Consider the following 18155-nt stretch of genomic DNA (forward strand, 5'->3'; position numbering starts at 1 on the left):
GCCGAAAGCCCCGAGAACACCACACCGACCAACATCGCCATCTCAGACACAAACGATCATGACAGCCCACCAACCCGTCCCGGCCGGCGGCCCGCTACACCACCACCGAAAGTGCGCCAGAGCCGTTAATTTGACAGCCCCATTCCAGACAATGATCGGTTCTCAAGGCGGGCTGCGGAGTGAGCTGGCGTGGCAATCTGACTTCGGGTAGTGCGTGTGTTACGCCGCCTCAAATCATCTGCCTTGGTGGATACACTGGCAATTTGATCAGTTGTCGGTAGTGCTGCTTTCGAGCGCGTGTTGCGCCGTGTGCTCTTGGGACCCATAGCGGACGGCGTGGGTCATCGGGTTACGAGTGATCCGTGCCCATGCGGGATTCGTTACCGATGGATGCGGCGAGGTCGATGCTCACCTTCAGTTCCATGCGCAGGTCGCGGTCATCGTCTCCGGACGGGAGCGCACGATCCAGTGTGCGCAGTCCTGGCTGGTCCTTGACGGCGTCCCATTTCCCTTGCTGTCGGAGGGTACGAACGGCCACGAGGAGCTCACAGCCGAAGGTGATGCGCAGGGCGTCGACGGCGCGCTCCAGGTGGGTGACGCTTTGGGTTGCGAAGGGTGCGTCTTCCTCCATTCCGCGAGAGAGCACGACCGTTCCCAGGGAGGCGGGTGTTGCCGAGGTGCGGAGTTCGGCGCCCGCGGCTGCGGCGATGTACTCGACGATCAGGACGCCGGACGCCCCGGCGTGTGGCGATGACAAGAAGGGTTGGCGTCCCGTATAGGACGGTTCTGAGAGCATGCGGATGCGTGCTGTTGTCAGGGGCATGGTGTTTGCCAGGGCGAGGGTGAGCGCGTCGATCGATTGGGCGAGGTCAGCTTGAAAGAACGCGGCATGATGGACTGCCGATCCCTCGCCCTTGAAGAGGAACAGCGGGTTCTCCTGTGCCGTGTTCATCAGCGCCGTCACGAGATCCGCGACGCGCCGACGTGCGTCGTGGAACGTGCCGTGAACATGCGGGTAGGCTCTGATGCCGTACGGATCTTGAATCCTTGCGGCACACTCGGGGTTGGGCAGCGCCCGTCTGATGGCTGCCGTCACCGCCTCGGTGCCAGTGCTGCTGGTCGCTGCCGCGGCGGCAGGTGACCAGTGCTCCGGATTCGCGTTGATGGCACGTGCCGTCAAGGCGAAGATGTGAGCCGAAGAGCGCTCCAAGGCCTCGAGGTTGTGCAGGGCGAGCGCGGCGCGTGCGAGCGTGAGCGCGCTGCTGCTGATGAATGCGAGGGCGCTGTCAGCGCCGAATTGCGGAAGCGGGCGAACGGGACGGGACGCCTCCCGCTCACCCACCAGTGTGAGCGCTGTGCCGGCAAGCGCGGCGAGATCACCCGTGCCGACAGATCCGAACGTGCGGACCTCGGGCAATGCATCGTCATTGAGCATGGTGGCGAGGCCCGTAAGAACGTCGGGGCGGATACCTGATCCCGGAACGCACAATTGCCGCAGACGGACCGCTAGCATCCCGCGCACGGCGCGGGAGGGAACGGGTGCGCCCGCATCGGCCGCGTGGCTGCGCAGGATCCTCATCCCGTGGTCGGGGTCGTTCGCGTCCACATCGACGGTGCGGTTGGCGCCGACTCCGGTCGTCCGCCCGTACACCGCGATTCGCCGAGAGATCGTGGTCGCTGCTTCGTGCGCTTCGCGAATCTCGGACACCGTGCCGTCGTCCACATACACCAGCGCGCGGTCGATGGCGATGGCCGCAAGGAGCGGGATGGTGAGTTCCGTAGCGCCGTTGGCGAACCTGACAGCTCCGAGATTGTCGGGTAGGGGAGCGGGGACAGCTATGGAATCGGGTGGTAGAGAGAAACGATTGGTCATCGAGTTCGTACCTCGGCGGCGAGTGCCTCTCCCGGACGACCGATTCGTTCCGGCAAGGGGCCTAGGTGACTGGTGTCGAACGGGTGCTTGTAGCGCTTGATCTGCTCTGGTGAGGTGGCGGGCTGGTGATCAGTTTGGTCTTGGGTCGCGGATTGCCGCCCTGCTGGCACCTGTGGTTGTTGGGCTGTAGCCGGGTGAGCGCTGGAATCGGGTTCGCCCATGCCGCGGATGTCACCCAGCCGCCGGCGCGGTGGGCGATCCCGAGGGCGCCGAGCCGGGCCAGGTTCACTGCGGCGGCCGGTAGCGAGAAGTCGGCGGCGACTTTCGCCAGTCCTCGGACACGGGCTCGGCGACCGCCGTGGCGTCGGCGCATCAGGTGCCCGATCTTGCGTTCCACCTTCGGGCGGGTAGCCCGGTAGTCGGCTTTCCAGGTCGCGTCGGCCTGTCGGATACGAGCGGCGGCCAGGAACGTTTCGTGGTCGCTGATGGTGATGGTGCGTCCGGCGGTGGCGGTGGTGCACTGGCTGGCCAACGCGCAGGTGGCGCAAGCAGCCCCGAAGCGGGCTTGTCCGGCATGGCGTTCGCGGGCGCGGATGGGCACGGTGATTCCAGCGGGGCAGGTCACGGTCCGAGCCTCGAGGTCGATGCTGAAGCGGTCCTTGGGAAAGTGGCCCTTCACCGCCGCAGGCGGCTGAACTTTGATTCCGTTGTGGACACCGGCGGTGTCCAGTCGCGTCAGCAGTTCGCCAGCGTCGTAAGCGGAATCCCCATAGACCGCAGCCCGGTCTTCGGCTTCGGAGGGCAGGATGTCGGTGAGGAGGTTCTCGGCGACCTCGGCATCGCCGCTGTTGCCCGGCGTGGCCGCCGGTGGCGGTGATGATCTCGGAGTCAGGATCATTCGCGATATGGCCCTTGTAACCGTCGAAACCACGGGCCTGGCTCTTGTGTCCATGCCGGGCCTCGGTATCCACGGTGGAGATCACCCGGGCAGGCGCGACCGCTCGAGCGATCCGGAACACGCCCTCGTCCTTGACGATGTCTTGACCGACCACGCTGGCCAACAACTGTGCTGCCGGACCGATCCGCTCGTCGAGTTCGCGGCCCTCCAACAGGGTCAGCATCGCCATCGCATCACGGCTGCGGGAATCGATCAGGGCGTCATACAACGGAGTCGAGTCCAGCACCCGCCGACGCCCCACCACACCAGCCTGCCGAGCGACATCCACCGTGACCTGGAAGATCCGGTCCGGCCGATCCGAACGGGCCAACCTCGCCCGCATATCCACCAACACCGTGTGCACAAACCCCGGATAGTCGAAGTCCAACCCACCGGCGGCATACTTCCACCTCGCGTCGAACGCGAACCGGTCCACCGCGTCCCGGTCCGACAGGCCCTCGATCCGTTGCAGGGCCATCGGCACCGCCACGATCACCGGTGGCACCGACCGACGCCCCACATCGGTGAACAAATCAGCGAACAGCTCATCCGGGACCAAGTCGAAGCACTCCCGGTGCAACACCATCCTGCCTACACGATCACCCTGGCAACACCAACGACACACCAGAATGCTTAGCCATCCAAAACACCAGTCACCTAGCCAGGTCACCGCTGCCGCCGACACGGTGTCGACCGTGCCCGGATCGGTACCGGCCAGCCGCGCGAGGAACGGCCAGCCGTCAGCCGGTCGCCAGTCCGGGAACAGTCGGGCGGCACGCATGGCATCGGGCAGCGGCATGGCGGGGACCAGCCGCCACAGCCGCTCCCACTCGCCGGCGTCGGCGAGCCGCTGGGCGAGGTAGTCCGCTTCCGCGCTGGTGAGTGTCCTATCAGGATGGTCGGCGATCACCCGGGCCGCGTTCAGCTCACCGAGGATGATCATATTGTGCCGCAATGCTTCCCGCGTCGCATCGGACGCGCCGCGGTAGGCGGCGGCCAGGAGCGCGCTATCCGGGTCGAGTGCCCCGTACGGCTCGTGGTGGCCCGTCAGCACGAAAAACAGGGCACGGTCGACATCGTTGTCCGGGACCAGGTCGCGTCGGAGGCAGAACATCTCGATCGCGGCCCTGGACTCGGCGGACAGTCCGGGATCCACAGCCGTCGCCAGCACGTCCGCCGGTGTGCGCCAGCGACTCACGAACTCCCAGAGTTCCTCGGCCGGGTCACGCAGCCAGCCCAGCCAGCCGACCTCGATCGCGGCCTCGTCACCACGCTCCGCCGCGCCGGTCAGCGCCCGCCAGGCCCGCCACCCCCGGGTACCGTCCGGGCGGTACCCGTACGCCAGTCGCTCCACCGCCGGCACGGTCATCCACCGCTCAGCGCGATGTCATGTGCGCTCGCGACGATCCGGCCACCCGAGCTAAGCGCTGTGTCGGCGCCGAACCGGTGCGCGAGCCCGGCACGCAGCAGTTCCACCGCCTCGGCACGGCCCGGCTGATCGCGGCGGTGATGTCGGCGGCGCACCTCGTCGAGCACTTCGAGCGCGCGCTGCTCCTCGACCGTCACCAGCACTATCAACGCCACCCGCGCAAGCAGGTAGAGCCGGATCTCCTCCTGAATGCTCACCAGACGTCCCTCCTAGCGTCACCATCCCGGTCACCGTGACCACGCCCATCGGCTCCAATGATGACCTCCATCTCGGGGACCCGTCCCAGCCCGCCAAGAGAGCCCGGTGCGCTTAGCGGCGCACGCCGGGTTCGGGAGGCGGCTCGGAGAAACCCACCAGTGGCAACACCGGCAGGGCGCTCCGAGTCGACCTCACGCCAGTCAGCATGATCCACCAGACTGCGTGCTCGGACGCTATGCTCCCGACCTTCGAAGTGAGGGGGCTGCGGGTGCGTGCCGAAACCGTGGTGGCGGTCTGTGCTCTGATCATTGCCGTTGCCTCGCTTGTGGTGACTGTTCAGCAGGCTCGGGCGACCCGGCAGCATTACCGGCATTCGGTGCGGCCGATGCTCCAACTGCGCGCGGGTTTCCATCCAGGCGCAACCGCTGGGTTGCTGTTGGTCAACGCCGGTCTGGGGCCTGCCGTGCTCACCGGCACAGTGCTGACCTTCGATGGCATGCGCCTTGGCGCGTTCAACGAGACGAATGTGAACACGGTCAGGGAGACCTTCGCTGTCCGGCCCTCCGCCACGACGTTCGGTGGCCGGGAGTTCCTGGCCGGGGACTACGAACGGTATCTGCTCAGCGTCAGTTCCTATGACCCCGATCGGCACGCGGAGTTCGCCGCCCTTATCCGGGAGCGGATCAATATAGAGATCCACTACGAGTCCCTGTACGGCGGCGAGAGGCTCGTCGCCGTGTGGCCGCCGAACCGAGGCACCACATAGGCGCGCACTCATGTCGTGAAATCGGGACGGCGGTGCGTTCGTGAGAACGCCCGACCAGTGGCAGTCACCGTCGCAGGTGCTTGATGGTCTGCTCGATTCGGGCGACGCGGTCAGCCAGCGGACCTGCTGGCACCTCGAGGAGGTGGAACCGAACAATGGGAACCGTTTCGCGTTGGGGTGGTCGGCCCAGAACTCCAGGAGCGTCAGGCTCGGCAAAGGCCTCGCGCGTCAGGTGTTCCGGGCGAAGATCTTCACGAAGCACATCACGATCCTCCGTGGAAGGTGGCTGGAATAGTGGGTGCTACAGAGGAGTACGTCGATCGGGTGGTCGACATCGTTTCGAGCGCGGTGCCCAGGTTGCAGGTCTCCGTCCGTCCCGCGCTCGAGGTCGAGGATGTGTCCATGATCGAGTTCGAGCACCCCGAGATCCCCTCGCTGGAGCTCATGGTCGCCACCGACGCTGCTTTCGTCAAAGTGCTGGTCAGCAGGTACGTGTTCGACGCGGTGCCACTCGATGACCTCGCGAACTTCGCCGAACGTCTTTACACCGGCCGGATAGACCTGAGCAAAGGGCGTATCTTCGGTGGCTATCGCCTTCGGGTCGAGACGCCGAAGGAAACCTATGAGGCCGCTGGACCGGGTGACCCGTATCCCTTGGAGGAATGGGAGGTCAACGCCCTGGCAAGGCGAGGTGAGCGACGGGCTGGAGGAGGAGCCTGATCCAGGTCGTCGAGAATGCAGCGCCTGAACGACGTCGACAGCAGCTCTGACTCTCAGTGCGGTCGTAGCGCTTGTGGGTGTGTCGGTTCGCCGGTTGATCACCGAAGCCATCGCAATTCGGCACGCGTTGGCGCAGGGCTGGCCGGCGGTGCATCAAGCAAATTGACACAGTCGCTGCAGGTGCGGGACTGGCTGCTTGGCGAGGAATGACGAACGTGGCTTGGCTATTCGGCCGGAGTTGACGCGCGGTCGCTTGCCCGTGCATCAGTGGCGACGTGGTGCTAGAGGTCGCTTCGGCGGCCCTGTTTGCGGGGCGGAGTGTGGAGGAGACTCGAACTCCCTGCCCTTGCCTGACTGAACAGATTAGCTACGACCGAGCGCTGTTTCCGACTATTCTGGATCGCCAGACTTTCTGATGAGTCTGCATTGACAACGGTGCCCAGCGGTTGCTGGCTGTTGTCGTCTCTGATATCACCGAGTTCTTTGAGAGCCACTCACGAATGTGGTCTGTCGCGGAGCGCCTCGACCGTCAGCCCATCTCGGCTTCGCCGGCCTCGGCCGACGAACGACAAGATCAGGGCGACCAGCGCCACGACGGCCGCGGTGGCCAGCAGCCAGAAACCCAGCCGCAGGCTGTGGGTCAGGGTTCCCTGCGGAGGTGACGCGACGATCAGGAACCAGTGCAGGTCCGCGGCGACGAACACACCCATCCCGAACGAGCCCACCGCGATGTCAGCCCGGTGCTGCCCGGCCACGAACACCAGCAGCGCGGCGACCGCGACAGCGACCACGCCGACGATCACGGTCACGCCGAACAGCACGTCGATCGTGGGTGTGCCGTCCACGACCTCCTGCCGCCAGAACCCCTGAACCCATTCGAGGCCCTGGGAATGGGCGCGGAGGATGTCGAAGAACAAGGCGGCAACGGCCAGCGCGCCGGCGGCCAGCCAGGACAAGCCGGCGGCCAGGCGGTTGGGTTTCGGTGCGAGTGGGGGAGTTTCTGGGTGCATGAGCCCGATCCTTGCACTCAACCGAACTGCCGGACCAGCAAAGTCGCGGCGCCGGTCAGGGCGAGCCCCATCGCGGTGATCCGGGTGCGCCGCACGTCGAGGTGCTTGCCGAAGGGCCGGGCCAGCAGGAACCCCAGCGCGGCCGCCAGCGCGAGGAACAGGGCGTACCGCGGGCTGTGCAAGTCCACCGATCCGGCCAGCGCCGCCGCCGCGAAACTCATGACCGACCGGACGAGGAAGGACGCGCCCACCGCGCTGCGCAGACGCGGCCCCAACCGATCGAGGTGGTCGTGGCCACCAACCCGGATAGCGGCCCCCCGTAACCGTGACGGTGGTTCTCGTTGGTGGGGGGCCGAACCCAAGCAAGCTGGCGACGACCCCGAACACGAACGTGGCCGCCATGAGTAAGCGACAAGGCTTTCTCGGGCAGGGCCGCCAGAAGCATGGCCCAGCGATCGTCCCCGGGCACGCGACCTGCGAGCGCCCACCCGTGCAAGGAAATCGAGATGGGTGCCGACATAATTTGGACGTCCGGGGTACCGAGCGGGATGAGATGCTGCTCGACGCGCGTCGGAGGTCACGTCGTGGCCGGTGCGGGCGTCCAGTGTCACGGCCGTGATCGAGCCGATGACCATCGTGCCACTCAGGCCGAGCGTTGCCCGCGGAGACGCCGTCGCTGGCCGCGCCCGAAATTGCCGGGAAGTTGCGGGTCTGCCCGGACCGTCCCGGGAGACGATGATGCCGTCATCCCACAACTCTTTGGGGGCACAATGCGATTACATGGCGCATTCGTCTTGGCTGTCAGCCTGGCCGTATCGGTGATCGCGGTGACATCGGCACACAGCACACCCGGGTCGGCCACGGCCGTGGCCGACCCGGGCGCGTTCACCGCGGTGTCGCCGGTGCGGGTGATGGACACCCGCTCCGGCTTCGGGGCGACCGGCCCGGTGGGTCCGGCCGGGACGGTCACACTCGACCTGTCGACCAGGGTGCCGGCGTCGACCACGGCGGTGGTGCTGAACGTGACCGGCACCGCGCCGACGACCGACACGTTCGTCACCGTGTTCCCGTCCGGGGTATCGCGGCCGACCACGTCGAACCTGAACCTGGTGGCCGGCGAGACCCGCCCCAACCTGGTCACGGTCGCCATCGGCGCCGACCGGAAAGTGGTGCTGTACAACCACAACGGCTCTGTGCACCTGATCGCCGACCTGTCCGGCTACTACGCGACCGACCAGGCCGCCGCGACCGGCCGGTTCACCGCGTACTACGCCGTCCGGGTGATGGACACCCGGAAGGGCTTCGGCTTCCGGCCGCCGGGTCCGGTCGGCCCGGACGGGGTGGAGACCATCGACCTGTCCAACCAGGTGCCGGACTCGGCGACCGCGGTGACGCTCAACGTGACCGGCACCGAGGCCACCACGGGCACGTTCGTCACCGCGTGGCCGGCCGGCACACCGCGGCCCACCACGTCGAACCTGAACCTGACCGCCGGCGCCACCGTGCCCAACCAGGTCGTGGTCGCCCTCGGCGCGGACCGGAAGATCAGCCTGTACAACAAGAACGGCAACGCTCACCTGGTCGTCGACATCTCCGGCTTCTACACGCCTGACTACGGCGCCCTGTTCACCCCTGTGGTGCCGAAGCGCGTGCTGGACACCAGGAACGGCGGTGGCGCGGTCGGCCCCGGCGACTCGATCTACGTCGACCTGGCCACGAGCGTGCCGGCGAACACGGCCGGTGTGGTGATGAACCTGACCGGGACGCAAGGCACCGCGGGCACCCACATCACCGGTTGGGCGCCGTCCGAACCGCGGCCGCAGACGTCGAACCTGAACCTGGCGCCCGGCCAGACGGCTGCCAACCTGACCACGACCGGAATCGGCGACCACGCCCTGGTGGCGCTGAACAACTACGCGGGCTCCGTCCACCTGATCGCCGATCTGGCCGGTTACTTCTCGCTGCCACCCACCCAGTGCACCGCCGACTGCGTGTACGCCTGGGGCAACAACGAGTACGGCGCGCTCGGCACCGGCACCTACCAGGCGTTCACCGCCACACCGGGACACGTGTACGGGCTTTCCGACGTCGTCGCGACCTCGGCCAACGGGGACACCGGCTACGCCCTCCGGGCCGACGGCACGGTGTGGGCCTGGGGCGCCAACTGGACCGGCGAGCTCGGCAACGGGTGGACCGGCAGCAAGTCCGTGGTCCCGGTGCCGGTGGTGGGCCTCGACAACGTGGTCGCGATCGACGGCACCGTGGCGCTCACGAGCAGCGGCACGGTGTGGGCCTGGGGCCGGGTGCCGCACTATGGCAGTTGGGATGTGCCCGGGTATGTGCCGTTGACCGACGTGACGGCGATCGCCGCGGGAAACGGCGTCGCATATGCCCTGAAGAGCGACGGCACGGTGTGGTCGTGGGGCTCCAACGGATTCGGCTCGCTCGGCAACGGCGCCGCGCCCGACTTCCACACGAATCAGCCGGTCCAGGTCTCCGGGCTCACCGGGGTGCGGAAGATCGCCGCGGGCTTCTACGGCGCGCTCGCGCTCAAGGACGACGGCACCGTCTGGTCGTGGGGCGACAACCGGCAGGGGCAGCTCGGGCAGGGCACCGTCGGCGGCGACGGGTGCTACAACCTCCCGCCCACGGCGCCGAACTGCTTCGCCAACGTGCCGGGCCAGGTGCTCAACCTGACCGGCGTGACAGCGATCGGGGCCGACAGCGCGCACAGCTTCGCGGTGCTCGCCGACGGCACGGCCTGGGGATGGGGCAACCCCTACCTCGGCGGGCTCGGCAACGGCCAGGAATGCTACTGCCCGACCGGCACTCCGGTGCGGGTCACCGGGCTGACAGGTGCTCGGGAGATCGACGGCAACGAGCACGGCGGCTACGCGCTGGACGCCGACGGCCGGATATGGGCGTGGGGGAACAACATCCGCGCCGCCCTCGGTCCGGTCGACACACCCGAGGTGCCGAACTCGAACGTGCCGCTTCGGCTGCGTGAACCGATCGGCGTCACCGCGATCGCCGGCGGCCTGGGAGGGGGGTACGCCCTGGTGCCTTAGTGGTCGGAACCGGAGTCCGGCGCGGGCGGTGTGGCATGCCGCCCGCGCTCGGGCATGACGGTCGGGCGGGGCGGGTTCCCGGCGTGCTCCCCGAGTCCGAACAACACGATGGCGTCGTCGAACGCCTCGGCCAGTCGACGCAGGCGGTCGGGCGCGACGGGCGCGTGCCGCAGCCGGACCGGGCCGGCGAGCAGCGCCTCCTCGGTCAGCCGGTCAGCCGTGCTCCCGCTCCAGTGCCCGGTTGAACCCGGCAATCGCCTGGTCGTGCCGGGTCCACGCGCGAACGGCGGCCAGCGCGTAGCTGGAGCGCCAAACCAACGGCCAACGACACGCTGTTTCGCTCCTCAGGGGAAACCCTGGGTCCCGCTCCCATGTTGCCCGCGGTGGGCGCGTTGTTCAACGCTGCGTGTGGCTGGCGCGCGGTCTGTGGGTTCACTCCACTGTGACCAGGCCGCTTTCGTAGGCGGCGATCACCAGTTGGGCGCGGTCGCGGGCGTGCAGTTTGGCCAGTAACTGCCCGATGTGGGTTTTCACGGTGGCCATGCTGACGACGAGGTGGTCGGCGATCTCGTGGTTGGACAGCCCTCGGCCGATGAGTGCGAGCACTTCACGTTCCCGCTTTGTGATGCCGTTCAGTGAGCGGCCCGGCTGTGGCCGGCGTTGCGGTTGTCGGGCGAACTCCCCGATGAGGCGGCGGGTCACGGTGGGTGCGAGCAGCGCCTGGCCGGCCGCCACGACCCGGATGGCCGAGAGCAGGTCGCCGGCCGGGGTGTCCTTGAGCAGGAATCCGCTTGCGCCCGCGCGCAGTGCCGAGAAGACGTAGGCGTCCAGGTCGTAGGTGGTCAGGATCAGCACCTTCACGCCCTCGGTCGCCGGTGTCCCGCAGATCCGCCGGGTGGCTTCGATCCCGTCGAGCTCTGGCATCCGGATGTCCATCAACACGACGTCCGGTCGCAGTTCGGTGGCCTGCTTGACGGCTTGGAGCCCGTCACCGGCCTCGCCGACGACTTCCAGTCCAGCGGCGGCGCCGACCAGCACCGCGAAACTCGCCCTGAGCAACTGCTGGTCGTCGGCGATCAACACCCGGATGTCGGTCACGCGGACACCACCTCCAGCGGAAGGCTGGCGAAGACCCTGAACCCGCGGCCTGGCAGCGGTCCCGCGGCGAACTCACCCGCGTAGACGGCGACTCGTTCGCGCATGCCGACCAGCCCGTGGCCGGCATCGCCTCGCCTGTACCGCCTTCGGATGACCGGGAGGCGGCCCTGTCAGGCCTTGGCCTCGGTCCTCGGTGGGCTTCTTCAGCGCCAGGCGCGTCGGTAGTGCGCGACGCGGCGCGGGGCGGGTAGCGCGAAGCGGCGGATGACGTAGGTCAGCACGGCGGCGATGAGCAGCCACAGGAGGGCGGCGATGCCGTCGTTGAGCAGTGTGCGGACCTTCTCGTTGGCCGGCGTGAACAGGTCGCGCAGGCCGAGCGACACGGCGGAGGACCAGTCGTTGATGAAGCCGGTGAACCCGTTGGCCTGATTGGCCGAACCGATGACCAGGATGATGTGCAATGCCAGCACCACGGCGAACACGGCACAGATCACGTTGATCACCGTGCACACGATGGTGACGGCCCGGCGTCGCCGCTGGTCGGGATCCACGACTTCTTCTTCCTGCTCGACCACTGGCGGTTCGGCACCGACTGCCGGATCCTCGGCGGGTGTGGGGTCGAGATGTGTCCGGTCGGGATCGTACGGTTGGTTCATGGTGTGACCTCCCGTCCGGTTGAAACAACCAAGCACGGCCTACCCGCTCGCGGCTCCACAAAACACCGACCGTCTGGGGCGCGTCGGCACGCTTTGGGTTCTGTGGACGGAGTGCACGGGTTTTGCGAGGGACGTGAAGAACACGCAATTTTCTGACCACTGTAGACACTTGTGATCTGTTGACGCCTGCGGCCACGGAGAGTGTTCACGTATGTCCGCGGCGGCATTTTGTCGCGTTATGCGTGGTCAGCCGTTTGTCGAGCAAGGGTGGTGGTACACGACCTCGTTGTCCTACAGGAACAACACCCCATTCTGTCGGTGAGAACCGTGCTTGCGGCTTGCGGGTCATTGTGCTTCGAGAGCGACCAGAACGTGTCGACGCGACAAGAGGAGCACAACAATGAAAACCGGAGCACAGCTCGCGTTAGGTGTAGGGGTGGGCTATTTCGTCGCGAGCACGAGGAAAACGTGGAGGGTGTTGCTTGTCGGAGGGGCAGGTGCTCGATCGGGACGTGGTCTGCAACGCGGTGTGTTGCAGCTCGGTGCGATGCCTGGATTTGTCATGACCACGAGGCCAGCCGAGACGGACACCAACCAGTGGACGGGCACATCGCGGGCCGGGCGCAGGTGCGTGAGGAGGACGCCGCTTTGTCGCGGCGGCGCGGCACCCACAGACGAACCGGTGTCGAACACCCCGTGGCTTCCTCGAGGATGTGATCACGATGGCCACCAAACCAACGAACGCGCAGGGCTTCGGGGTCGCGGGCGAGTGTCTGCATGTAGTGCCTGACCGCGTAGTCGGGTAGGGTTTTCGCGGCCTTCGTGGCGAACTGCCAGCCGAAGTAGATGTGTTCTCTGCCGCGGACGAGTTTATTCGTTCAGCTTGTCGATCCGGTTGAAGGGGATGTGCCAGAGCCGGTTAAGGGCGCCGGGGCATGACTGGACAAGGCTGGCCGTCCGACCATGACCGCACAGCGGCTGCCGCATCCCCGGCGGGTTACTGACGCCCAGCGTGCCGAGGACCTCGCTCAGGTGTCACCAAACCGTTCTGGCGCTGAGACAGTGCGGCGGCGATCTCCGGATCGGTGAGCCCTTCCGCGGCGAGCCGGGCACGGGCCAACTCGAGGGCCACCGCAACCGATGAGCCTTCCGGCCGCACGGTCCGGCACCACGACCGGATCAGTCGAAAGGGTCTCCGTAGCGGGTGATTTCGTTCCATTCGGTGGAGCGCCGGTCGCCGCGCCGCCTCCGTTTTCGCGCACGCGCCTTCCGCCACCTGCGCAGTTTTTCCTTCATAGCCAGCCTCCTGCACCAAGAGCGCCTCAGCGCCACCATCCCAACTGTCACACCTCGGCTGGTTCGTTCGCACCAGGGTGTGTCCCTGGCGCGAAGGGTGAGCCTGCTACCGGATCGTGCGCGGGCCGACGATCTCGACGCCGCGTTCTCGGCCTTACGAACTCCGGATTCAGGACCTGGGCGAGCGCCGCATGGCCGTGTTCGCGAGCTTGGTCGTACTCACCGAGGCGGGCATGCCAGCCAACCGCGTTGAGCTATGCGGGCTTCCCAGACCTGGTCGGCGAGAGTCCGACACAGCTCCAGAGCTCTGACGGCCTGGTGGTGTTCGGCTATGGCGAGGGCTTGGTACAGACGCTCCTCGCCTCGTCCTGCCCCCAACTCGGCACAAGTCATCCGCCCGGATCCCGTACTGCTCATCGACGATCATCGGGTGCTCGTCGTGTTGACCAGTTTCGTTTCCGGGACCGGTCCCGGAGTGGTCCTGAGATTATCAGCGGCGATCCGTTCAGCACCGTTCTGATGTTGTTCTCTCGCCAGAACATATCTATCGGAGAATTCGTGATCATGAGGCGCCAAAATCATTACCGCTTCGGTTGTCGCGATTCTGCCCATGGTTGCGCTGGCCGGACGTCGTCCAACGGTCATCCAACGGTCATCCGGCGAGGCGACGCTGATCGACCGGACCTACACAGACTTGGAGGATTAGTTGGTGGAGAAAATCGAGTTTGCCGGCAGCATCGAGCGGAGTGACGCGCCGGCTCGGATGGCCAAGGGAACACACCTTCTGGTGGATCTGATCGGAGCGCACGGCACCGGCGATATCGACCTTGTCCGGCAGGCGCTGATCGATTGTACCGAGGCCGCGTCCGCCACCCTGATCGACATCCGACTGCACCATTTCGAGCCGGGTGGAGGAATAACGGGAATTGCGGTGCTCGCCGAGTCACACATCAGCATCCACAGCTGGCCGGAGCACCTGTTCGCCGCGATCGACCTGTTTATGTGCGGAAACGCCGACCCGAGGCGCGCCCTGCCCGTGCTGAACGGCTCTTTTCGCCCGGATAAGATGATCACTCGCGAGTGCCGGAGGGGGTTGGACTAGCGTGCCGGACCAGCACATCTTCACCGCGATCACCCCGGTCGAAATGCGCCGCCTCTATGAGGACGTGTGGCTGGGCGAGCTGTGGAACAACGGCGATTCCGCGGGCGGTCGGGTCCTGGCCGAGGACTTCGCCGACGACCGGCCGATCAACGGATTTCCCAATACCAAGGCCGGTCACATCGCCATGGCGATGGACTGGCACCAGGCGTTTCCAGACCTGGTATTCGCCGTGCAGGACGTGATCATCTCCAGGGACAAGCTGGTCGGCCGCTACTTGGCCGAGGGCACCCACCGCGGCACACTGCTGGGCATTCCAGGGACCGGGCGCCGGGTCAGCCTCACCGGGATCGACATCCTCCGCTTCCGCGGCCCGTTGATCACCTCCTGGTGGCACAATGAGGACTTTTACGGCCTGATGCGCCAGATCACCGAATGAGTACCCGGACAGCCGGCCCCGCCGAGCGGACCTCGCCCGGTATGAGCTGTCCTCGTCCCGGTGCCCGGCCGGCGCTGGTGATGGAAGAGTGCTGGCCGAATCGCATCCGCCGCTACCCCTTGTCACGTACTGAGGTTCGCTGAGTCGGCACGGGGCGCAGTGCCGGGTGATGTGGCGGAGGCAGGTGTGCTGCCATGGTTCGTGCGCAGACCGGTCACTCAGACCGACGTCAACCGGCTCACGCCGATGAACGGATGGTGGAGCAGCGCTCGGGGAGCGCGGTGCATATTACGTCTGCTTGATCCGGTTGGGGGTTGACTGGGGTTGTGTGGGTGCCGGGCGAGGACGGTGATCGGTGGGTGCGGGCCCTCAATGGCCTGTATCTGCTCACCGTCGCCATCGCTGGGGTCGCCACGCTTGTCACGTTTCCCATCGGTGTCAACTGGTTGGTCGCTGGTGGGCTGGTGTTGGTGGGAGCCGTCGTGCGGCGGAGTGTGGTCGCGTGTGCGGTCGTCGCCGGGGTGGGGGCGGCGTTGTTCCCGATGTTCTCGGCTGTCGCGTTCGGATTGATGCCGATCACGTTTGTGCGGTTGTCGCGGGTTGCCGCCGTTGGGGTCGGTGTGGTCGTGACCGGGTTGCCGTTGGTGGTGCAGCCGCTGTTGCGGGGCTGGTTCGCCGGGTGGCAGCCGGGGGCTGTCATCCGCTTCGGACCTGCCTACGTGGGCATCGTGGGGGTAGCGCTGCCGGTGCTCACTGGGTTGTGCACCGCTGGTGCGGTGCAGGCGCTGAGGCGGCAGAACCGGCGCCGACAGGATTTGCTCGACAAGCTCACCGCCACCCGCGCCGAGCTCGCGGAGGTGACGCGACGTGCGGAGCGGCAGAGGCTCGCACACGAGCTGCACGACACCCTGGTCCAGGGACTGGCCGGTGTACTCGTCCAGCTCCAGGCCGCTGAGCAGCACCTCGACGGGCCGGGTGCACTGCTCGTCGAGCGGGCGCGGCAGTCCGCGAAGTCGTGTCTGGTCGACACCCGCCGCGCGGTGGAGGCGTTGCGGCCCGAGCAACTCGACACGGGCACTCTCGCCGGGGCTATCAGGCAGGTGTGCGCGCGGTTCATCGAGGTCACCGGGGTGGCGGCACGGTCGTCCGTCCGTGGGGCGGGCCGTCCCGGCGTCGACGTGGTCGCCCTGCGGATTGTGCAGGAGGCTCTGGCCAACGCGGGCAAGCACGCTGGCGCCACCGAAGTGGTCGTGGACGTCGACCACCGAGCTGACGCCCTGTACGTGACGGTCCACGACGATGGCCAGGGATTCGACTCGAACGAACCCACGACCGGGTTCGGCCTGGCAACCATGCGTGAACGGGTCGGGGCCGTCGGCGGCGCCCTGTCGATCGCCAGCGAACGAGGTGCCGGCACCACCGTGACCGCCGTACTGCCCACTGGGGAAGGCCCATGACCGAACCGATCCGCGTCCTGGTGGTCGACGACCACGCCGTCATCCGGGACGGCGTGGCGGCCATGATCCAGCCGCACGACGACCTCCTCGTCGTCGGGACGGCCGCCGACGGCGCCGCCGCGGTCGAGTTAGCAACGAAGTTGCGGCCGGACGTCGTCCTCATGGATCTGCGCATGCCCGGTGTCGACGGGGTGGCCGCGACCGCCCGCATCACCGCGCTCCCGTCCCCGCCACGCGTCCTCGTGCTCACCACCTACGACTCGGATGCCGACATCACCAGGGCGGTCGCCGCCGGCGCGCTCGGCTACCTGCTCAAGGACACCGGCCGTGACGACCTGCTCAACGCCATTCGCGCCGTCGCGGACGGCGTGTCGGTACTGACGCCTTCTGTCGCAACGACACTCGTCCGCCAGCACCGTGCCACCACGCTTGAGCCGCTGTCGGCCCGTGAGCGGCAGGTGCTCACGCTCGTCGCCGGCGGTTCGACCAACCGGCACATCGCCATCGCGCTCACGGTCTCCGAGGCCACGGTCAAGACCTACCTCACCAGGATCTTCACCAAGCTCGAGGTTGGTGACCGCACAGCCGCCGTCACTACCGCCCTCGCACGACGCCTCATCACACTCCCGACCATCGACTGAGCCCGCCTCCCCTGCTCACCTGACAGGGGCTTGTCGCCCGATCAGATGACACGCCGTCAACCGATGAGTGCGGACCTGGCCGCGACGTTCGCCCGTCGCGGCCAGGTCCGCACCCAAGCGAGGCTTACCGCATGACCTCCCTACGACGTCGCACCCTTCTTGGCGGGGCGCTGGCCGCCGGAATCACCGACACCGTGAGCGCGGCACCGAACAGCCGGGCCGGGAAACCTCGACCCGGTGTCGACGGCCTGCTGAACCTGTTCGCGGCGACCTCGGTCGTCGCGCTCGGCGAGGGCGTGCACCACCTCCAAGACACCTGGGACTTCCTCGTCGTGCTCATGCAACACCCGAGGTTCCACGCTGTCGACGCGGTCGTGGTCGAGTTCGGCAACTCGCGGTACCAGAACGTGGCCGACGCCTATGTCTTCGGCGAAACTGTCCGCAGGTCCGACCTGCAGCTGGTCTGGCGTGACACGACCCAGAGCCCCAACTCGAACGGCGACTTCCCAGCCCTGGAACGGGTGTTCAGCCTGGCCAGAGCGATCAACCTCTACGGAGACAGGCCCCGGCCGCTGCGGGTGCTGCTGCCCGACCCGCCGATCGACTGGTCAAGCGTCACCGGCCCGAACGACCTGTTCCCGCTCCTCATGCAACGCAACCACACCTGGGCAGACGTGATCACCCGCGAGGTCCTCGACACGGGACGACGCTGTGTCACCGTTGGCGGCGCCGTGCACTTCTACCGCCAACTCCCCAAAGCATCGGACACTGTGACCAAGTTGATCGAGCAACACCACCCCGGCAGTGTCAGCGTCGTACACACCCATGCCGTGGTCGCCGCCGACCGGGCCGCGATCGTCGAGGCGACTGTCGCGGGGTGGCCACGATCCGCCATCGCAGCCGCCCGGCGTACCGCCTACGGCACCTTGCCGGCGACCGACATCTTCGGCCCCGGCATCTACCCACCCGGGTTCATCGCGGACCTCGCAGACAAGACCGTCGCCGACCTCTGCGATCACATCCTCCACCTGGGCAAACGAACCGAACTAACCTCCGCAGTCCTGGACTGGCAGGCCTACCACGAACCCACCTACTGGAACGAACTGAACCGACGTAAAACCCTCATCGGTCTCACCGGCGACCTCGAAAACCTCCGTGACGAAGGCGAACCCGTAATGTTCCCATCCTGATCACGAGAGAGCAGTGTTGTGAGTAGTCGACCTTTTGGACGTGCCCGGCATGTGGTTCCTAGCTGAGCGGTTCCTTTCGCGCTTCACTGAAGAGGCCGCATCCCATGGCTGGAAAATTGACCTGGTCGAGGAGGACGAGTACGCGAGCTTCTCGAGGCCGGGTGGCCAGGACATCCGGGCGGATTTGGGCCTTGACCTGGGGCGACGTGACTACGGATTGTCACTGAACCCCAGCTTGGGGGTGCGGCATGTACGCGTGTCCGAACTCACCTCGCGGT

Annotated in this window: 17 protein-coding genes and 2 pseudogenes; 9 read left to right on the plus strand and 10 right to left on the minus strand. The window is 66.9% G+C overall.

Translation table 11 applies throughout. The features are described from left to right. Nucleotides 1–349: 349 nt before the first annotated feature. The 4 genes and pseudogenes from VF106_RS27165 to VF106_RS27175 form a co-directional block, all read right to left on the minus strand. Nucleotides 350–1873: an aromatic amino acid lyase gene (locus tag VF106_RS27165; RefSeq protein ID WP_330842687.1), complete on the minus strand. Its 1524-nt coding sequence runs from the start codon at nucleotides 1871–1873 to the stop codon at nucleotides 350–352. 61 nt (nucleotides 1874–1934) lie between these two features. Continuing rightward, complete coding sequence (locus tag VF106_RS51010; RefSeq protein ID WP_414639068.1) at nucleotides 1935–2825, minus strand: transposase; 891 nt, start codon at nucleotides 2823–2825, stop codon at nucleotides 1935–1937. Between the two features lie 328 nt (nucleotides 2826–3153). Beyond that, nucleotides 3154–4179 (minus strand): annotated as a pseudogene (locus tag VF106_RS51015) (transposase); the annotation flags it as partial. Further along, nucleotides 4176–4436 (minus strand): Ycf46 family AAA ATPase, encoded by a 261-nt coding sequence (locus VF106_RS27175; protein WP_330842689.1) that lies wholly within the window; start codon nucleotides 4434–4436, stop codon nucleotides 4176–4178. The pseudogene VF106_RS51015 and the gene VF106_RS27175, both read right to left, overlap by 4 nt. 386 nt (nucleotides 4437–4822) lie before the next feature. On the opposite strand from VF106_RS27175, the gene VF106_RS27180 reads away from it, so the two are divergent. The 3 genes from VF106_RS27180 to VF106_RS27190 all read left to right on the plus strand — a co-directional run bounded on the left by VF106_RS27180 (nucleotide 4823) and on the right by VF106_RS27190 (nucleotide 5923). Next, nucleotides 4823–5203, plus strand: a complete 381-nt coding sequence (locus VF106_RS27180) for a hypothetical protein (protein ID WP_330842690.1) — start codon at nucleotides 4823–4825, stop codon at nucleotides 5201–5203. Between the two features lie 40 nt (nucleotides 5204–5243). Further along, nucleotides 5244–5498 carry a hypothetical protein gene (locus VF106_RS27185; protein ID WP_330842691.1) on the plus strand — a complete coding sequence of 85 codons (255 nt, stop codon included), beginning with the start codon at nucleotides 5244–5246 and terminating at the stop codon, nucleotides 5496–5498. Between the two features lie 107 nt (nucleotides 5499–5605). Continuing rightward, nucleotides 5606–5923: a hypothetical protein gene (locus tag VF106_RS27190; RefSeq protein WP_330842692.1), complete on the plus strand. Its 318-nt coding sequence runs from the start codon at nucleotides 5606–5608 to the stop codon at nucleotides 5921–5923. Between the two features lie 494 nt (nucleotides 5924–6417). Here the strand turns inward: VF106_RS27190 and VF106_RS27195 are convergent, their stop codons facing one another. After that, a complete protein-coding gene (locus VF106_RS27195) occupies nucleotides 6418–6933 on the minus strand; it encodes a hypothetical protein (protein ID WP_330842693.1) in 516 nt (171 codons plus the stop codon). Between the two features lie 17 nt (nucleotides 6934–6950). Then, on the minus strand, nucleotides 6951–7208 hold the full coding sequence (locus tag VF106_RS27200) for a hypothetical protein (protein WP_330842694.1): 258 nt from the start codon (nucleotides 7206–7208) through the stop codon (nucleotides 6951–6953). Nucleotides 7209–7760: 552 nt separating this feature from the next. Here VF106_RS27200 and VF106_RS27205 point away from each other — a divergent pair. Further along, the gene (locus VF106_RS27205; RefSeq protein ID WP_330842695.1) at nucleotides 7761–10001 is read left to right on the plus strand and encodes an RCC1 domain-containing protein; all 2241 of its coding nucleotides are present in this window, start codon (nucleotides 7761–7763) and stop codon (nucleotides 9999–10001) included. Here VF106_RS27205 and VF106_RS27210 read toward each other — a convergent pair. The 4 genes and pseudogenes from VF106_RS27210 to VF106_RS27225 all read right to left on the minus strand — a co-directional run bounded on the left by VF106_RS27210 (nucleotide 9998) and on the right by VF106_RS27225 (nucleotide 11755). Further along, the gene (locus VF106_RS27210) at nucleotides 9998–10255 is read right to left on the minus strand and encodes a hypothetical protein (protein WP_330842696.1); all 258 of its coding nucleotides are present in this window, start codon (nucleotides 10253–10255) and stop codon (nucleotides 9998–10000) included. The genes VF106_RS27205 and VF106_RS27210 overlap by 4 nt on opposite strands. A gap of 178 nt (nucleotides 10256–10433) precedes the next feature. After that, nucleotides 10434–11099 (minus strand): response regulator, encoded by a 666-nt coding sequence (locus VF106_RS27215; RefSeq protein WP_330842697.1) that lies wholly within the window; start codon nucleotides 11097–11099, stop codon nucleotides 10434–10436. Continuing rightward, nucleotides 11096–11224, minus strand: a pseudogene (locus VF106_RS27220) (ATP-binding protein); the annotation flags it as partial. The gene VF106_RS27215 and the pseudogene VF106_RS27220, both read right to left, overlap by 4 nt. 78 nt (nucleotides 11225–11302) lie before the next feature. Continuing rightward, nucleotides 11303–11755, minus strand: coding sequence for a hypothetical protein (locus VF106_RS27225; RefSeq protein ID WP_330842698.1), 453 nt, complete (start codon nucleotides 11753–11755; stop codon nucleotides 11303–11305). A gap of 2005 nt (nucleotides 11756–13760) precedes the next feature. Here VF106_RS27225 and speD point away from each other — a divergent pair. The 5 genes from speD (at nucleotide 13761) to VF106_RS27250 (ending at nucleotide 17877) form a co-directional block, all read left to right on the plus strand. Further along, nucleotides 13761–14153, plus strand: coding sequence for an adenosylmethionine decarboxylase (gene speD / locus VF106_RS27230; protein WP_330842699.1), 393 nt, complete (start codon nucleotides 13761–13763; stop codon nucleotides 14151–14153). 1 nt (nucleotide 14154) lies between these two features. After that, nucleotides 14155–14589, plus strand: coding sequence for an ester cyclase (locus VF106_RS27235; RefSeq protein ID WP_330842700.1), 435 nt, complete (start codon nucleotides 14155–14157; stop codon nucleotides 14587–14589). Nucleotides 14590–14903: 314 nt separating this feature from the next. Further along, nucleotides 14904–16046, plus strand: a complete 1143-nt coding sequence (locus VF106_RS27240; protein ID WP_330842701.1) for a sensor histidine kinase — start codon at nucleotides 14904–14906, stop codon at nucleotides 16044–16046. Then, entirely contained in the window at nucleotides 16043–16687 is a 645-nt protein-coding gene (locus VF106_RS27245; protein WP_330842702.1) for a response regulator, read from the plus strand. The genes VF106_RS27240 and VF106_RS27245 overlap by 4 nt, the downstream gene beginning before the upstream one ends. A 131-nt stretch (nucleotides 16688–16818) precedes the next feature. Next, complete coding sequence (locus VF106_RS27250) at nucleotides 16819–17877, plus strand: hypothetical protein (RefSeq protein WP_330842703.1); 1059 nt, start codon at nucleotides 16819–16821, stop codon at nucleotides 17875–17877. The last annotated feature ends 278 nt before the right edge of the window (nucleotides 17878–18155 follow it).

Origin of the sequence: Actinophytocola sp. (genome assembly GCF_036378875.1) — a bacterium.
Classification (GTDB): domain Bacteria; phylum Actinomycetota; class Actinomycetes; order Mycobacteriales; family Pseudonocardiaceae; genus Actinophytocola.